The 16,186-nt window shown below is 63.9% G+C and carries 15 protein-coding genes; 8 read left to right on the top strand and 7 right to left on the bottom strand.

Features of this window, described 5'->3' with window-relative positions; genetic code table 11:
• Positions 1–122 precede the first annotated feature (122 nt).
• From trxA to ACSQ27_RS08010, 6 genes are all read left to right on the top strand, one after another.
• The gene (gene trxA, locus ACSQ27_RS07985; RefSeq protein ID WP_436154918.1) at positions 123–455 is read left to right on the top strand and encodes a thioredoxin TrxA; all 333 of its coding nucleotides are present in this window, start codon (positions 123–125) and stop codon (positions 453–455) included.
• 247 nt (positions 456–702) lie between these two features.
• Positions 703–1,965 (top strand): transcription termination factor Rho, encoded by a 1,263-nt coding sequence (rho, locus tag ACSQ27_RS07990; protein WP_007875125.1) that lies wholly within the window; start codon positions 703–705, stop codon positions 1,963–1,965.
• Positions 1,966–2,067: 102 nt separating this feature from the next.
• Positions 2,068–3,762, top strand: coding sequence for an FxLYD domain-containing protein (locus tag ACSQ27_RS07995; protein WP_436154919.1), 1,695 nt, complete (start codon positions 2,068–2,070; stop codon positions 3,760–3,762).
• A 158-nt stretch (positions 3,763–3,920) separates the two neighbouring features.
• Positions 3,921–4,208, top strand: a complete 288-nt coding sequence (locus ACSQ27_RS08000; protein ID WP_411879876.1) for a type B 50S ribosomal protein L31 — start codon at positions 3,921–3,923, stop codon at positions 4,206–4,208.
• Between the two features lie 182 nt (positions 4,209–4,390).
• Positions 4,391–6,172 (top strand): hypothetical protein, encoded by a 1,782-nt coding sequence (locus tag ACSQ27_RS08005; RefSeq protein WP_436154920.1) that lies wholly within the window; start codon positions 4,391–4,393, stop codon positions 6,170–6,172.
• Positions 6,169–7,533 carry an MATE family efflux transporter gene (locus ACSQ27_RS08010; RefSeq protein ID WP_436154921.1) on the top strand — a complete coding sequence of 455 codons (1,365 nt, stop codon included), beginning with the start codon at positions 6,169–6,171 and terminating at the stop codon, positions 7,531–7,533. The genes ACSQ27_RS08005 and ACSQ27_RS08010 overlap by 4 nt, the downstream gene beginning before the upstream one ends.
• Here the strand turns inward: ACSQ27_RS08010 and phoR are convergent.
• From phoR to pstS, 7 genes are all read right to left on the bottom strand, one after another.
• The gene (gene phoR, locus ACSQ27_RS08015) at positions 7,530–8,894 is read right to left on the bottom strand and encodes a phosphate regulon sensor histidine kinase PhoR (protein WP_436154922.1); all 1,365 of its coding nucleotides are present in this window, start codon (positions 8,892–8,894) and stop codon (positions 7,530–7,532) included. The genes ACSQ27_RS08010 and phoR overlap by 4 nt on opposite strands.
• Positions 8,891–9,616: a phosphate regulon transcriptional regulator PhoB gene (gene phoB / locus ACSQ27_RS08020; RefSeq protein ID WP_431096707.1), complete on the bottom strand. Its 726-nt coding sequence runs from the start codon at positions 9,614–9,616 to the stop codon at positions 8,891–8,893. The genes phoR and phoB overlap by 4 nt, the downstream gene beginning before the upstream one ends.
• A 7-nt stretch (positions 9,617–9,623) precedes the next feature.
• Complete coding sequence (phoU, locus tag ACSQ27_RS08025) at positions 9,624–10,325, bottom strand: phosphate signaling complex protein PhoU (RefSeq protein WP_436154923.1); 702 nt, start codon at positions 10,323–10,325, stop codon at positions 9,624–9,626.
• Positions 10,326–10,342: 17 nt separating this feature from the next.
• The gene (pstB, locus tag ACSQ27_RS08030; protein ID WP_436154924.1) at positions 10,343–11,125 is read right to left on the bottom strand and encodes a phosphate ABC transporter ATP-binding protein PstB; all 783 of its coding nucleotides are present in this window, start codon (positions 11,123–11,125) and stop codon (positions 10,343–10,345) included.
• Between the two features lie 13 nt (positions 11,126–11,138).
• Positions 11,139–12,023: a phosphate ABC transporter permease PstA gene (gene pstA / locus ACSQ27_RS08035; protein WP_436154925.1), complete on the bottom strand. Its 885-nt coding sequence runs from the start codon at positions 12,021–12,023 to the stop codon at positions 11,139–11,141.
• The gene (gene pstC, locus ACSQ27_RS08040) at positions 12,020–12,985 is read right to left on the bottom strand and encodes a phosphate ABC transporter permease subunit PstC (protein WP_436154926.1); all 966 of its coding nucleotides are present in this window, start codon (positions 12,983–12,985) and stop codon (positions 12,020–12,022) included. The genes pstA and pstC overlap by 4 nt, the downstream gene beginning before the upstream one ends.
• A 120-nt stretch (positions 12,986–13,105) precedes the next feature.
• Positions 13,106–14,149 (bottom strand): phosphate ABC transporter substrate-binding protein PstS, encoded by a 1,044-nt coding sequence (gene pstS / locus ACSQ27_RS08045; protein WP_436154927.1) that lies wholly within the window; start codon positions 14,147–14,149, stop codon positions 13,106–13,108.
• Between the two features lie 226 nt (positions 14,150–14,375).
• Between pstS and ACSQ27_RS08050 the strand changes: the two genes are divergently transcribed.
• Both ACSQ27_RS08050 and ACSQ27_RS08055 read left to right on the top strand, forming a co-directional pair.
• Positions 14,376–14,855, top strand: coding sequence for a fasciclin domain-containing protein (locus ACSQ27_RS08050; protein ID WP_436154928.1), 480 nt, complete (start codon positions 14,376–14,378; stop codon positions 14,853–14,855).
• Between the two features lie 138 nt (positions 14,856–14,993).
• A complete protein-coding gene (locus ACSQ27_RS08055) occupies positions 14,994–16,151 on the top strand; it encodes an ABC transporter substrate-binding protein (RefSeq protein ID WP_436154929.1) in 1,158 nt (385 codons plus the stop codon).
• Positions 16,152–16,186 lie beyond the last annotated feature (35 nt).

Consider the following 16,186-nt stretch of genomic DNA (forward strand, 5'->3'; position numbering starts at 1 on the left):
CGGGTGGCTATCAGGGTGATAGCCCCTGCCCGCCCGACCCGGCTACTTGCTTTCTGCCACAATGACTGCAACTTTAGCCCCGTACCGTATCGTAACCATCCTAACCAGACAAAGGAGCCGCCATGGCGAGCGAACTGATCAAACATACCACCGATGCCACCTTCGAAGCCGACGTGCTGCAATCCACCAAACCCGTGCTGGTGGATTACTGGGCCGAATGGTGCGGTCCGTGCAAGATGATCGCTCCGATCCTTGACGAAGTGGCGAGCGGCTACGACGGCAAGCTGCAGATCGCCAAGATGAACGTCGACGAAAACCGCGACATCCCCGCCAAGTTCGGCATTCGCGGCATCCCCACGCTGATGCTGTTCAAGGACGGCCAGCTGGCCGCCACCAAGGTCGGCGCCATGAGCAAGGCCCAGCTGACCGCGTTCATCGACCAGCAACTGGCCTGAACCTTCACGCGCTGACCGGGAAGCATGGCCCACGCCGCTTCCCGGCCCGCGCAGCCCCCCGCCGGCCGGGGTCCGGGTCCCGGAAAACAGCCGCGATTTCCCGCCTGAATTTCCTGTCATAATGTGCTTTATTCACCGGTCGGCGCCTCGCCGCACGGTTCGAGTTCCCGGTTTGTAAGCCATCTTCTGCGGCTTCTTTTCAAACCTCCCCCGTTTTCCATCAATGAACTCCGCAAGGAGTAATTCCATGCACTTAAACGAACTCAAGGCACTGCACGTGTCTGAAGTCCTCAAGCAGGCCGAAGCCCTTGAGATCGAAAACGTCGGCCGCATGCGCAAGCAGGAACTGATGTTCGCCATCATCAAAAAGCGTGCAAAAACCGGCGAGACCATCGTGGCCGACGGCGTGCTGGAAGTACTGCCCGACGGCTTCGGCTTCCTGCGGGCCCCCGATTCGAGCTACACCGCGTCCACCGACGACATCTACATCAGCCCCAGCCAGATCCGCCGCTTCAACCTGCACACCGGCGACATGATCGAAGGCGAAGTGCGCACCCCGAAAGACGGCGAACGCTACTTTGCGCTGAACAAGCTCGACAAGGTCAATGACGGCCTGCCCGAGGACAACAAGCACAAGGTCATGTTCGAGAACTTGACCCCGCTGTTCCCGCGCGAGCAGTTCAAGCTCGAGCGCGACATCAAGGGCGAAGAAAACCTGACCAGCCGCATCATCGACATCGTCTCGCCCATCGGCAAGGGCCAACGCGCCCTGCTGGTGGCGCCGCCCAAGTCCGGCAAGACCGTGATGATGCAGAACATCGCCCACGCCATCACCGCCAACTACCCCGAGGTGGTCATGATGGTGCTGCTGGTGGACGAACGCCCTGAAGAAGTGACCGAAATGCAGCGCAGCGTGCGCGGCGAGGTGATCTCCTCAACCTTCGACGAACCCGCCGCGCGCCACGTGCACGTAGCCGAAATGGTCATCGAGCGCGCCAAGCGCCTGGTCGAACTCGGCAAGGACGTGGTCATCCTGCTGGATTCCATCACCCGCCTGGCCCGTGCCTACAACAATGTGCTGCCCTCCTCCGGCAAGGTGCTGACTGGCGGCGTGGACGCCAATGCGCTGCAGCGCCCCAAGCGCTTTTTCGGCGCGGCACGCAACATTGAAGAAGGCGGCAGCCTGACCATCATCGGCACCGCACTGGTCGATACCGGCTCCCGTATGGACGAGGTGATCTTTGAAGAATTCAAGGGCACCGGCAACTGCGAAATCCACCTGGACCGCCGCCTCTACGAAAAGCGCGTGTTCCCGGCCATCCACCTCAACCGCAGCGGTACCCGCAAGGAAGAACTGCTGCTGGCCCCCGAAATCCTCCAAAAATCGCGGATTTTGCGCCAATTCATGTACAACATGGACGAAATCGAGTCCATGGAGCTCATGCTCAAGAACATGAAAGCCACGAAGAACAACCACGAGTTCTTCGACATGATGCGTCGGGGCGGCTAAACAGCCTCGTGCAGTGCATGCCATTGCGGCACCTGACCGGCCCCCGGCTGTAGCCTGCCGGTTTGCGGGCCGCTTTACGATCACGGCTTGCAAGGCGACGCCATGACCACTTCTCTCCAAACGCTTAAGTGCGCGGAATGCGGCAGCGGTGCGTTGCGGCGCACCGGTTTGAACCAGTACGTTTGCGAGCACTGCGGCGCGCTGTCGGTCATCGAGGACGGCGTTTCCGACCGTTTGGACCGTGTCCTTGAACAGGTCAAGGACGCCGCGGCCGAACGCCTCGCGGCTGAGCAGTCGCGCAACCTCAAGGTATCGGCCGGGAAACTCTTCAAATATGGTTTGATCACGGTTGCGGTGGTCGTGGGCTTGAGCCTGTTTTTCTTCGCCGTGAACCAGTTCAGCACGAAGGAACAGATCGCCGACGGTTCGCGCCCCAGCGCCCCGGAGCCGGACCGGACCATTCCCGTTGACGGCCTGAAGCTCGACGATGGGCGCCAGGTACTGGTCGGAAGCGGCAGTTCGGCAAAAGCCAAGCTGCTGGTGATCGCCCGCAACGAGACCGGCAAGCCGCTGGAGCGCCCCGGCATCACGGCGGTTCTTTATTCTGAGGGCGGCAACAAGCTCGGCACCGCCAGCGAAACCCTGCCTGCGAGCCTGCTCGCCGCGGGTGAAACCGCACCGGTGCTGATCGATCTTCCGGCCGACAAAACGGTCACCCGCCACGAGTTGCAGGTGCAGCGCCTGAGCGCGCCCCATCGCTCGGTCCAGGGGCCGCGCCTGGCGTTTTCGCGCGTCCGGCTTGTCCAGGATGGAAAAAGCGACCTGCGCCTGGCGGGCCGCATCGTCAACACGCGCAAGGACGTGACGCTGGTGGCGTGCGAAGTGCTCGTGACGGCCTACGACGACACCGGGGCCGTCATCGGATTTGGCCGCGGCTACGCGCAGTCTGGCGAAGTCAAACCCGGCGAACGGACGGCCGTGGATGTGCGTATCCCGCGTTTTGGCGGCAGCGCCGCGGCCGTTGCCGCCTGGGATTACCGCATCAGCTACGCCGTCAAGACCGACGAAAGCAGCCGCACACCGGTCGTCAGCGCCGATCGGGTGATACGCACCAACGGCGCACCCGAGCTTTTTGGCGCCGGCTTGCGAATGAGCACCGAGGACCTGCTGGCCGAAGACAGCGAACGTTTTGACCTCGGCCAGCTTGAATTGCTGCCGCTTGTGGCAGGCCGGAGCCAGATCCAGCGGCCTCTGTACCTGACCGAAGTGGTGAACCGCAGCAAGGACGTGATCGTCGTGGCACCCGGCGGCGTGATCTCGCATTACGACGGCAGCCAGGCTGGCGGCTCCGTTTCCATGGAAGAGATCGCCTACCTGTATCCCGGCGAACGCTTTCCCATCCGGCTGGAACCCCAAAAAACCGGCCGGATCACGCAAACCCGCGTCGAATGGAAACCTTCACGCCGGGGCTCGCTACCGGGCTCGCGCACGCCGCTGGTGGTTCAGGTCGAAGGAACACGCGCGCAGACCGGCAGCGTTTTGCTCAATTTCAGCCAACGCTTCAGCTACAAATATGTCGAGGTCAAAGGGAGCGTCAAAAACGCCGGAACCGCCATTGTGCGCAAGCCGCGGGTCTGGATCAGCTTGCGCGACCGCGACGGCCGGCTGACGGGGTTCAGGCGGGTCGACAACCTGCCGGCCATCGCGCCGGGGGAAAGCGTGCCTTTTCAGGTGGATGTCGAGCAAAACGGCGGTAATTTCACGGCAGTCAGCTCGTTTTACCAAAGCACCGAATAGCCCCTGGAGCGACATCGGTGCTGGCGCCCGGCAAAACGCCTTGCCAGGCGCCAAACCAGCACCTTGTTGGTGCCCCGGCTTTTATGCGATAATGTGCGGCTTAGCGGAAAGTGCCCAGGACTGGCTTGTGTGGCTCCCGCATCGAACAAGGAAAGATCATGAAAGAAGGCATTCACCCCAATTACCGCGAAGTTTGTTTCCTGGACCTGTCCAACAACTTCAAGTTCGTCACCCGTTCCTGCGTGAACACCAAAGAAATGGTGAAAATGGACGACGGTCGCGAACTGCCCCTGTACAAGCTCGATACGTCCAGCGAATCGCACCCCTTCTACACCGGCACGCAAAAATCCGTGGACAACATGGGCGGCCGCGTCGAGAAATTCCGCAACCGCTTCGGCAAAACCACCGCCGCCGCCAAAGAGGCCGCGCCCGAAGCTGCGAAGTAAGCTGCGAATCCTTTCGCCAGCCTGCAAAAAGCAGCCTGAATTTCAGGCTGCTTTTTTTTCGGCAAAATTTGCCGGGAACCGCAAAACCCCGCGGCCCGGTTTGACGCAAAATCAGCGCTGGCCCTGGATGCCGGACTGACGGTCGTTCCTGCCACCCTCGCCTTTCGCCGACCCGAACCGTTTTGAACAAACCTTCACCCGCCATCATTGCCCAGTCCGCCGTGCGCCGCCTGCCGCGGCTTGCGCTGCTGCTGTTCTGCGCAGCCTATGTGCTGCCGGGCTTCCTGGGGCGCGGACCCTGGAAGAACGAAGACATCGCGGCCTTCGGCGTGATGCGCGAACTGGCCTCCACGGTGGCCAACTGGCTGCAGCCGCAGTTGCTGGGGCGGGCCACCGAATTTGACGCACTGGCCCCCTACTGGCTGGGCGCGATCGCGATCAAATGGCTGCCTTTCCTGGACCCGGCCCTGGCGGTGCGGGTGCCGTTCGTGGGCCTGCTGGTGCTGACCTTGCTGGCCACCTGGTACGCCGTTTATTACCTGGCCCGCAGCCCGCTGGCCCAGCCGGTCGCCTTCGCTTTTGGCGGCGAGGCCAGCCCCGTCGACTACGCCCGGGCAATCGCCGATGCCGGCCTGCTGGCGCTGATCGCCAGCCTGGGCCTGGCACAGCTCTCCCACGAAACCACGCCGGCGCTGGCGCAGTTGGGCTTCACGGCCCTGGCCTTCTACGCCATGGCGGCCAGCCCCTATCGCCGCGCGACCAAAATCCTCGGGCCGGCCTTCGGCCTGCTGGTCGGCCTGGCTGGGCTCACCCTGAGCGGCGCCCCCACGCTGGCCCTGCTGCTGGGCATGGGCGGCGCGCTGGTGGAATGGACCCACATGCACTGGGGCACCGACCAAAAAGACCCCGCGGCCAAGCAGCAGTCCTGGCACTGGGTACTGCTGATCACCGGCATCACGCTGGGCGTCTCGCTGCTGGCCTACGGGCTGGACCTCTGGCGCTGGCGCATCCACCTGCCGGGTTCTGACGACGCCTCCGCCTGGCGGGACTGGCGCAGCCTGGGACGCCTGCTGCTGTGGTTCACCTGGCCGGCCTGGCCGCTGGCGATGTGGACGCTCTACCGCTGGCGCCGGCAGCTGGCCAGCCGCCACGTCGCCCTGCCGCTGTGGTTTGCCGCCATGGCCGTGGCCGCCACGCTGACCACCACCGCCTCCGACCGCAGCCTGCTGCTGAGCCTGCCCCCGCTGGCCGCGCTGGCCGCCTTCGCGCTGCCCACGCTCAAGCGCAGCGTGGCCTCGCTGATCGACTGGTTCACGCTGCTGTTTTTCACCGGCTGCGGCATCATCATCTGGGTGGTCTGGATCGCCATGCAGACCGGCGTGCCGCGCCAGCCCGCCGCCAACGTGGCCAAGCTCGCGCCCGGTTTCGAGCCCAGCTTTTCCTGGCTGGCCTTTTTCTTCGCGTTGGCCGCTACCCTGGCCTGGACCTGGCTCGTCAAGTGGCGCGCCGGGGCACAACGCGCAGCCGTCTGGAAATCGCTGGTGCTGCCGGCCGGTGGCGCCACCTTGTGCTGGCTGCTGCTGATGACGCTCTGGATGCCGCTGCTCGACTATGCGCGCAGCTTCGCGCCCCTGTCGCGCCAGATCGCCAGCCTGGTGGACAAAAACGCCTGCGTCGAAATCTACGGCATCGGCAGCGCCCAGGCCGCCGCCCTGCAGTACCACGGCAAGCTTGAGCTGCGCCAGGCCGGCGCGCAGGCCAGTTGCCCCTACCTGATCGTCGACGTCGAAGCCCAGCCCACACTCAGCAGCACGGTCAACCTGCCTGACTGGGCTTTCCAGGCGACGGTGCGCCGGCCCACCGACAAGACCGAGAACGTGCTGCTCTATAAGCGGGTCAGCCAGGACACCCCGGCCAAAACACCGCCCCCTTCCCGCCGCGCCAACGGCAAAGCCAAGCCTTGAGCGAACTCAAGGTCATCAGCCGGCACGCGGGCACCGTGCTGGTCGGGCAACTGGCGATCATGGCTTTCGGCGTCGCCGACACCGTGATCGCCGGCCGCTACAGCGACCAGGCGCTGGCCGCCCTCTCCGTGGGCTCGGCCCTCTATGTCAGCGTGTACGTGGGCCTGATCGGCATCGTGCAGGCGCTGCTGCCCATCTGGTCCGAGATGCTGGGCGCGCGGCGCCATGACGCCGTCGGTGCTTCCGTGCGGCAAAGCATGTACCTGTGCGCCTTCATCGTGGCGGCGGGCATGGCCGCAATGCTGTTTCCCGGCCCGCTGCTGCGCTGGGCCCAGGTGCCCGAGCTGATGCGGGATGAAGTCCAGCACTACCTCGCGGTGCTGGCTTTCGCGTTTGCGCCCTCCCTGCTGTTTCGCATCTACAGCACCTTCAACCAGGCGCTGGGCAAGCCGCTGCTGGTCACCTGGCTGCAGGTCGGCGCCCTGCTCGTCAAGATCCCGCTGTCGATCTGGCTGGTGGCCGGCGGCGCCGGCGTGGAACCCATGGGCGCCGTGGGCTGCGCCTGGGCCACGCTGATCGTGAACTACCTGCTGCTGGTGCTGGCCGTGCTGATGCTTCGCACACGGCCGATGTACGCTCCTTACCGCCTCTGGGAACGCATGGAGCGCCCCGACTGGTCGCAGATCGGCAATTTCGCCCGGCTGGGCATTCCGGGCGGGCTGGCCTACCTGGTGGAGGTGACCTCGTTCACGCTGATGGCTCTCTTCATCGCGCGGCTGGGCACGGTCGCATCGGCCAGCCACCAGATCGCTTCCAGCGTGGCGGCGGTGCTCTACATGATGCCGCTGTCGATGGCGATCGCCTGCAGCGCGCGCGTGTCCTTCTGGATAGGCGCTGGCCGCCCGGACTACGCCAAACGTGTGGTGCTGCTGGGCCTCAAGCTCACCGGACTGGCGGCGCTCACGCTGGCGGCGTTTGTCTCCATGGCCGGGCCTTTGCTGGCGAGCTGGTACTCGGGCAGCCCGGAGATCGTCGCGCTGGCTTCATCGCTGCTGGTGTGGGTGGCCTTCTACCATGTGGCGGACGCGACGCAGGCGCTGACCGCTTTTTTGCTGCGCTGCTACCGCATCACCATCGTGCCGCTGGCGCTCTACGGCGTGCTGCTGTGGGGCCTGGGCTTGCTGGGCGGCTACCGCCTGGCTTATGAGGGCATCGCCGGCCATGCGGCCACACAATCGGCGGCCAGCTTCTGGGCCGCCAGCACGGTGGCCATCGCACTGGTGGCGGCCTGCTTCCTGGGTTTACTGTGGCACGCCGTCAGGCGCAGCCTGCGGGCAGCGCCGGTAGCCCTGACGACCTAAGCGGCCTGGGCCAGCTGAACCCGGCGCACGCGCGCGGCCGGAAAGACGATGGAAAAGCACGAGCCTTGTCCCGGCTCACTTTCAATCTGCAATTCGGCGCCGTGGCGCTGCGCCACGTGCTTGACGATGGCCAGGCCCAGGCCGGTGCCGCCGGTCTCACGTGAACGGCTGCGGTCTATCCGGTAAAACCGCTCCGTCAGGCGCGGCAGGTGTTCGGGCGCAATGCCGGGGCCGGTATCCTTGACCTTGAATTCGCCGCGGCCGTCCTCCAGCAGCGTCCAGCTCACGCGCACCAGGCCGCCTTCGGGCGTGTAGCGCACCGCGTTGGTCACGAGGTTGGACATGGCGCTGTAAAGCTCGGTCTGCACGCCGGCGATTTCCGACGCCGGTCCGGGATCAAACTCCAGCCGGTGCCCCTGCGGCGCGATCACCGCCGACAAGGCCCTGGCCTCCTGCTCGCACTGGGCCAGCAGCGCGCCCAGCGTCATCCAGTCGTTGGCGCCCGGGAAAGGACTGCCTTCCAGGCGCGACAGGGTCAGCAGATCGCTGACCAGCGTCTGCATGCGCTGCGACTGCTGCGACATCAGCGCCAGGTAGCGGGCGCGCTCGGGCTCCTTGAGCGGCAGGGTCTGCAGGGTTTCGATGAAGCCGGACAACACCGTCAGCGGCGTGCGGATCTCATGCGACACATTGGCCACAAAATCGCGGCGCATGGCTTCGGCCAGTTCTACCGCCGTGATGTCGCGCGACAGCAGCAGCTTGCGGTCCTTGCCGTAGGAATGCACGTGGACCGACAGCTTCACCGGGCGCGCCGGCGTGCTGGAACTGCCCGGAATCACCACGTCATGCTTGAAGTTGCCGGCCGCCATATAGGCCTTAAAAGCCGGGTCGCGCACCAGGTTCGCGATGTGCTGCAGTACGTCGCGCTGGGCGTCGAAGCCGAAATGCTGGCTGGCCATCTGGTTGCACCACTCGATGCGGCCCTGCGCGTCGAGCAAGACCACGCCGCTGGGCGAGGCCTGCATGGCCGCCAGGAATTCGTCGAGGCGGGCCTGGCTTTCCTGGTATTGCTGGTCGCGGTTCTTGAGCAGCCGGCGGGTGCGGTCCGCGACCTCACCCCAGACGCCCGGCAGGCTGGGCGCGCTCCCCACCATCACGGCCGGTGTGTCGTTGTTTTGTTCGGTGCGCAGCCAGCGTAGCAGGCGATTGACGAAGAAGCTGTCGATCACCAGCCAGACCAAGGCGCCCACCGCCAGGCCTATGCCCAGCCCGAAGCTCAGGCCGTTGACGGTGCGCGCCCAAAAGCCCAAGCCGCCGCCAACAATCATGCAGGCGGCAAAAACAATCCAGCGCTTGATCATGCGCTGGATTGTGCCGCAGCGACCGGGTTGTTGGCAGCCATCGCCGTCAGCCGGTAACCGGCGCCGCGCACGGTTTCCACCATGGTGCCCGCCGCGCCCAGGGCCTCGCGCAGGCGCTTGACGTGGACGTCGACGGTGCGTTCTTCAATGAAGACGTGGTCGCCCCAGACCTTGTCGAGCAGGGAACTGCGGCTGTGCACGCGTTCGGCGTGCTTCATCAGGTAGTGCAGCAGCTTGAACTCGGTCGGGCCCAGCTTGAGCTCCTGGCCCAGGTAAGAGATGCGGTGCGTGGCTGCGTCCAGGACCAGCCCGCCCACCGTCACGCTGTCGTTCACCGACTCGGGTGCGCGGCGGCGCAGCACGGCGCGTATGCGCGCCAGCAGTTCCTGGGTGGAAAAGGGCTTGGTAATGTAGTCGTCGGCGCCGGCGTCCAGCCCGGCCACCTTGTCGGGCTCGTCGCCGCGTGCCGTCAGCATCAGGATGGGAATGCTCTTGGTGCGCGCCTGCTTGCGCCAGTGGCGGGCCAGGGCCAGGCCGCTCTGTCCCGGCAGCATCCAGTCGAGCAGGATGGCGTCGGGCAGCACGGCGTCGAGTTCGCGTTGGGCCGACACGCTGTCTTCCGCCACCACAGGGTCAAAGCCGCCATGCCGCAGGTTGACGGCAATCAACTCGGCGATGGCCGGCTCGTCTTCAACGATCAGTATGCGTGGCAGGTGTTTCATTCCGGTTTTACTTTACGGCAGATTCGATCTGTTCCATAGGGGTGTGTCGTACATCAGCCCCTTTAACGATGTAGATGATGAACTCCGCGATATTCTTGGCGTGGTCGCCCACGCGCTCAATGGCCTTGGCCACGAAGAGCAGGTCCAGGCTCGGCGAAATGGTGCGGGGGTCTTCCATCATGTAGGTGATGAGCTTGCGCACAAAACCGTCGAATTCCTGGTCGATCTGGTCGTCTTCCTTGAGGATGGAAACCGCCACCGCGGTGTCCAGCCGGGCAAAGGCGTCCAGCGCCTTGCGCAGCAGGCCGGAAGCCAGCTCCGCCGCGATGCGCAGGTCGGACGAAGGCAGGGCCCGGGCCGAGCCGCTCTCGATGATGGATTTGACCATGCGCGCGATCTTCTCGGCTTCGTCGCCGGCGCGCTCGAGGTTGGCCGTGGTCTTGGAAATCGCGATCAGCAGGCGCAGGTCGCGGGCCGTGGGCTGGCGCCGCGCGATGATGGACGACAGTTCGCGGTCGATATCGATTTCCATCGCGTTGACGCGCGATTCGGTTTCGATGACCTGGTTGGCGCTCTCGGCGCTGAACTGCGACAGCGCATAGATGGCCAGGCGAATCTGCGACTCGACGAGGCCGCCGAGCTCCATCACCCGCGACGAGACGCCATTGAGTTCGCTATCGAATTGCGTGGACAAATGTTTATCAAGCATGTTTTTCCCTTGCACGTTCAGCCGAAACGGCCGGTGATGTAGTCTTCGGTTTCTTTTCGTTTTGGCTTGAAGAACAGGTCCTCGGTAGCGCCGAATTCAACCAGGTCGCCCAGGTACATATAGGCCGTGTAGTCGCTGCAGCGGGCGGCCTGCTGCATGTTGTGCGTCACGATGACCACCGTGTAGTCGTTCTTCAATTCGGCAATCAACTCCTCCACCTTGGCCGTCGAGATCGGATCCAGTGCCGAACAGGGTTCATCCAGCAGCAGCACTTCAGGCTTGATGGCAATGCCGCGAGCAATGCACAGGCGCTGCTGTTGGCCGCCGGACAGACTGGAGCCGCTCTGGTTGAGCTTGTCTTTCACCTCGGTCCACAAGGCGGCCTTGCGCAGCGCCCATTCGACCCGCTCGTCCATGTCCGACGCATTCAGGTTCTCGAATAGCTTTACCCCGAAGGCAATGTTGTCGTAGATCGACATCGGGAACGGCGTCGGCTTCTGGAACACCATGCCGACCTTGGCGCGGATCAGGGCCACATCCTGCTTGCTGGTCAGCAGGTTTTCGCCATCCAGTGCGATCGTACCCTCGGCACGCTGCTCCGGATAGAGCTCGAACATGCGGTTGAAGGTGCGCAGCAGTGTCGACTTGCCACAGCCGGAAGGGCCGATGAAGGCCGTGACCTTGTTTTCGGGGATGTCGAGGTTGATACTCTTGAGGGCGTGGAACTTGCCGTAGTAGAAGTTCAAGTCCTTGACGGCGATCTTGGCGCGAGGCGCCTGGGTAGCAACGGTAGCGACCATGGTGATTTACCTTTTAATTCTTGGCCCGCGTCAGGATGCGCGCGAGGATGTTGAGTGCCAGCACGGCGACAGTAATCAGGAACACACCCGCCCAGGCGAGCTTTTGCAGGTTCGGGTCAATGTTCATCGCGAACTTGAAGATCGTGACAGGCAGGCTGGCCGTGGGGGCTGTCAGGTCGGAAGACCAGAACTGATTGTTCAGGGCCGTGAAAAGCAGCGGAGCGGTTTCACCGGCGATGCGGGCGACAGCCAGCAGCACGCCCGTCACAACACCGGCCCGGGCCGCGCGCAGCGTGATCGCCAGGATGACTTTCCACTTTGGCGCACCCAACGCATAAGCCGCTTCCCGCAAGCCCGGAGGGACCAGCTGCAGCATGTTCTCGGTAGTGCGGATGACCACGGGAATGGTGATCAGGGACAGGGCCAGCGCGCCGGCAAGGCCCGAGTAGCTCTGGAACCGCGCCACCACGAGGGCATAGACAAACAGGCCGATCACGATCGATGGCGCCGACAGCAGGATGTCGTTGACGAATCGGACCACGGACGACAGCCAGCCGCGCGGGTTGTATTCCGCCAGGTAGATGCCGGCCATGATGCCGATCGGCGTGCCGATGAAAGTGGCAATGCCCACCATCACCAGCGAGCCCGCGATGGCATTGAGCAGGCCGCCCTCGTCACCGGGGGCGGGAGTCATCTGCGTGAAGATCGACAGGGACAGCCCGCTCACGCCCAGGCGCAGTGTTTCCCAGAGGATCCAGACCAGCCAGAACACACCGAAGGCCATGGCCGCAAACGACAGCGCGAGGGCAATCTTGTTGACGCGGTCGCGGCTCGCAAACTTGGCTTGGCGCGTCTCTGCCAGTGTCTTGGCATCCAGCAGGGCTTTGGCGGTGCTCATGATTTTTTCCCTTCGCTTTTCTTCATGCGGCTGAGCAACAATTTGGACAGCGTGAGCACCACGAAGGTGATGAAGAACAGTACCAGCGCGAGGTAGAGCAGTGCCGCACGGTGCATGTCGCTGCTGGCCTCGGCGAACTCGTTGGCAAGAACCGAGGTGATACTGTTGGCCGCTTCAAACACCGACAGCGAGGCGAGCTGGTTGGCGTTGCCGATCACGAAGGTGACGGCCATTGTCTCGCCCAGCGCGCGGCCCAGGCCAAGCATGATGCCGCCGACGACACCAGCCTTGGTGTAAGGCAACACCACCTTGGAAACCACTTCCCACGTCGTGGAACCGAGGCCGTAGGCGGACTCTTTCAGCAGCGGCGGAGTCACCTCGAACACGTCCCGCATCACCGATGCGATGAAGGGAATGATCATGATGGCCAGGATGATGCCGGCCGACAGGATGCCGATGCCCACCGGCGGGCCGGACACCAGGGCGCCCAGGTAAGGCACGCCCTTGAGAAGGTCCTGTAGCGGCTGCTGCACATAGGTTGCCAGGATGGGGCCGAAGACCAGCAGACCCCACATGCCGTAGACAATGGAAGGCACCGCGGCCAGCAACTCGATGGCCGTACCCAGCGGACGCTTGAGCCAGGCCGGCGACAGCTCAGTCAGGAACAGGGCAATTCCGAAACTCACGGGCACGGCGATCACCAGCGCAATGAGGGAGGTAGCCAGCGTGCCGTAGATCATCACCAGGCCGCCGTACTCGTTCTTGACCGGATCCCAGACACTGCTGGTCAGGAAGCTCAGCCCGTACTTGCTGATCGCCGGCCATGCGCCGATGACCAGTGAGACCAGGATGCCGAACAAAAGTCCCAGGGTCAGCAGCGCCGCGCCCTGGGCAGCCCAGCCGAAGAGCCGGTCTGCCAGTGGGCTTCTGCGCACCGGGTTATGGGGAGGGGGTGTAGCCATATCGCGTCCGGACGTTTTGACCGGGTGATCAAAAGTGGCCCGGCTCGCGGGAAGTGTAGAGGACACGTTGGGAAACCCCTATTGGTTCTTGGCGGTTTTGACAGCGTTCAAGCGCGAGGCTTACTTGTAGGCAACGGCTTTGCCGGAGGCGTCCTTGATGTCGGCCCACGATTTTTCGACGATGGCTTTCACGGCTGCAGGCATGGGCACATAGTCCAGGTCGTCAGCGGTCTTGTCACCATTCTTGTAAGCCCACTCGAAGAACTTGAGGGAAGCGGTGGCCTGGGCGGGCTTGTCCTGCGACTTCTGCATCAGAATGAAGGTCGCGCCGGTGATGGGCCACGAATCCTTGCCGGCCTGTTCCGTCAGAATCTGGTAGAAGCTCTTGGTCCATTCGGCACCGGCGGCAGCCGCCTTGAAGGCACTGTCGTCAGGCGACACGAAGTTGCCGGCTGCGTTCTTCAGCTGGGCAAAGGTCATCTTGTTTTGCTTGACGTAAGCGTATTCCAGGTAGCCGATGGAATTCGGCAGGCGGCCCACGAAAGCGGCGACGCCTTCGTTGCCTTTGCCACCGGCGCCCACAGGCCAGTTGACGGCCGTGCCTTCCCCGACCTTGGTCTTCCACTCGGCGTTGACCTTGCTCAGGTAGTTCGTGAAGATGAAGCTGGTGCCGGAGCCGTCGGCGCGGCGGACCGGGGCGATGGCTGCATCAGGCAATGACAGGCCGGGGTTCAGAGCCTTGATGGCGGGGTCGCTCCAGTTGGAGATCTTGCCCAGATAGATGTCACCCAGCACCTGGCCGGTCAGCTTCAGCTGGCCGGGAGTGATGCCCTTGATATTGACCACAGGCACCACGCCACCGATCACCATGGGGAACTGGACCAGGTTCTTGGCTTTGAGCTCTTCGTCCTTCAGGGGCGCATCGGAAGCGCCGAAGTCCACCGTCTTGGCTTCGATTTGCTTGATGCCAGCGCCGGAACCAACCGATTGGTAGTTGATCTTGACGCTGGTGGCCTTGTTGTAGTCGGCAGCCCACTTGGAATACAGGGGGGCCGGGAAGCTGGCGCCGGCACCGGTTACGTCCTGGGCGGTGGCCAGGGTGGCAAAAGAGGCGAAGGCAAGGCCTATCGCGGCAGTCAGGGAAGCTTTGAAAGTCAGGTTCATCAGAACACCTCTTGGGTTGGGATTGCTTGGGTTGAGTGGATTGATAGGGGAGATGTAACGACTGTAGAAACCTTGTGTGACAAGGGTGTGACAAATATGACAGCCTCTCAGGCGGCATCCGCCCTTGGGGAAGGTCACAAAAGCTTCAAATTTTCGTCACGAATCTGTCACCGGGCACTCCTACGCTTGGCCTCGTCTTTACCAGGATTAATCAGGAGAACTTCCCATGCTGAACCGCCGCTTTCTGGTCCTCACCGCCGCTGTTGCCGCCCTCGCCGGCTGCGCCACCCCATCCACCCCGGTCTCCGTGGCAGACACCATTGCCTCCCAGTCCCAGCTGAGCACGTTCAACGGCCTGGTGGCCAAGGCCGGGCTGACCGACACCCTCAAGGGCACCGGCCCCTATACCGTGTTCGCCCCGACCAACGAAGCTTTCACCAAAGTGCCCGCCAAGACCATGGACGAGCTGGCCAGGGACCCGGCCAAACTCAAGGCCGTCCTGACCTACCACCTGATTCCCGGCAAGGTCATGGCCGCCGACGTCAAGAACGGCAACAGCAAGACCGTCAACGGTGCCAATGTGGCGCTTTCCAAGGCCGGCAAATTCGTTACCGTCGAGGAAGCCATGGTCCAGATCGCCGACATCTCCGCCACCAACGGCGTGGTGCACGTGGTGGACGCCGTCCTGGTCCCGCCAACCCGCTGAATGCGCTGAACCTGCCAGGGTCTCGCACCTTGGTTTGCATAGCTCCAGGCCCCTGTCTTTCCCGGAAAGCAGGGGCCTTCACAATTTCGCCGCACCTCGTCTGACAACTGAGGACGGACACACCGCCAGGAACCCGCCATGGCCCAAGCCAAATCCCTTCCCCTCTTTCCCACCCTCCCCCGCCGCCGCCTGCTGCGGCACGCCGGCCTGCTGGCGGCCGGTGTTGCGGCGCCCGCGTGGGCACAACCCGCCAAATCCGCCTCGCGCAGCCTCATCGTGGCGCAGGTGGTGGATTTTTCGCAGGCGCAACAAGACGTTTCCAAGGATTTCCTGATCGGCTCGCGCGCCGCATGGCAGGACATCAATGCCAAAGGCGGCATTCGCGGACGCCGCATTGAGCACCAGACGCTGGAAACCGACGGCACGCCGGCCAGCCTCAAGACGGCCCTGGACTCGGTCAGGGACAACCCCGCCTGCGTGGCCCTGTCCGGCAGCGTCGGCGACCTCGTGGCCAGCCAGATCGTCGACCTTTCCCACAAAGGCGGCCTGGCCATGGCCCACGTGGCGCCCTGGCTGCAAAACTCCAGCCTGGAGATCGACGACAAGACCTTCCCGATTTTTGCGGCGCGCCAGGAACAGATGGCCTATGCGCTCAAAAGCCTCTCGACCATGGGCCTGAAGGAGCTGGGCGCGATTTACGCGACGGCCCAGGACTACAGCGCCTACCATGCCGACGTCGAGCGCATCACCGCGGCCCTGACGCTCAAGCTGCAGTCCTTCAAGGGCTCCAACGACCTGCGCGCGCTGGGCCAGAAGCTCACGCCCCGCACGCCCGCCGTGCTGCTCTTTGTGGGCGGGACGCCCGAACTCGCCGAATTCACCCAGGGCCTCGAAAAACAGGCACGCCAGCGCTACATCGTGGCCCTGGCCGACGTCAACCTGCAGACCATGCTGCAGATGGGCGCGGCGCGCAACACCCCGGTGATCGCCACCCAGCCCGTCCCCTTGGTCAACGCCAGCCTGCCGATCGTCAGGAGCTACCGCGAAACGCTGGCGCGCCTGTTTGACGAGCCGCCCGCGCCACTGAGCCTGGCCGGGTTCATCGCCGCGCGCTACACCTATGAAGTGCTCAGTGAAGTGGACGGCACGCTGAACCGCCAGAATGTCCTGGGCGCTTTCCAGCGCCGCGGCGCCATGAACATGGGCGGCTTCAGCGTGAGCTTCAGCCCTCAGCGCCGCAGCAGCACCTACGTCACCCAGAGCATGATGACGGTCGACGGCCGGCTCATTGGCTAGGCGGCCCGAAATGCTCATGCGGGTCCCTCGCGAAC

The organism is Polaromonas sp. LjRoot131, assembly GCF_964252805.1.
Taxonomy (GTDB): Bacteria; Pseudomonadota; Gammaproteobacteria; order Burkholderiales; family Burkholderiaceae_C; genus Polaromonas.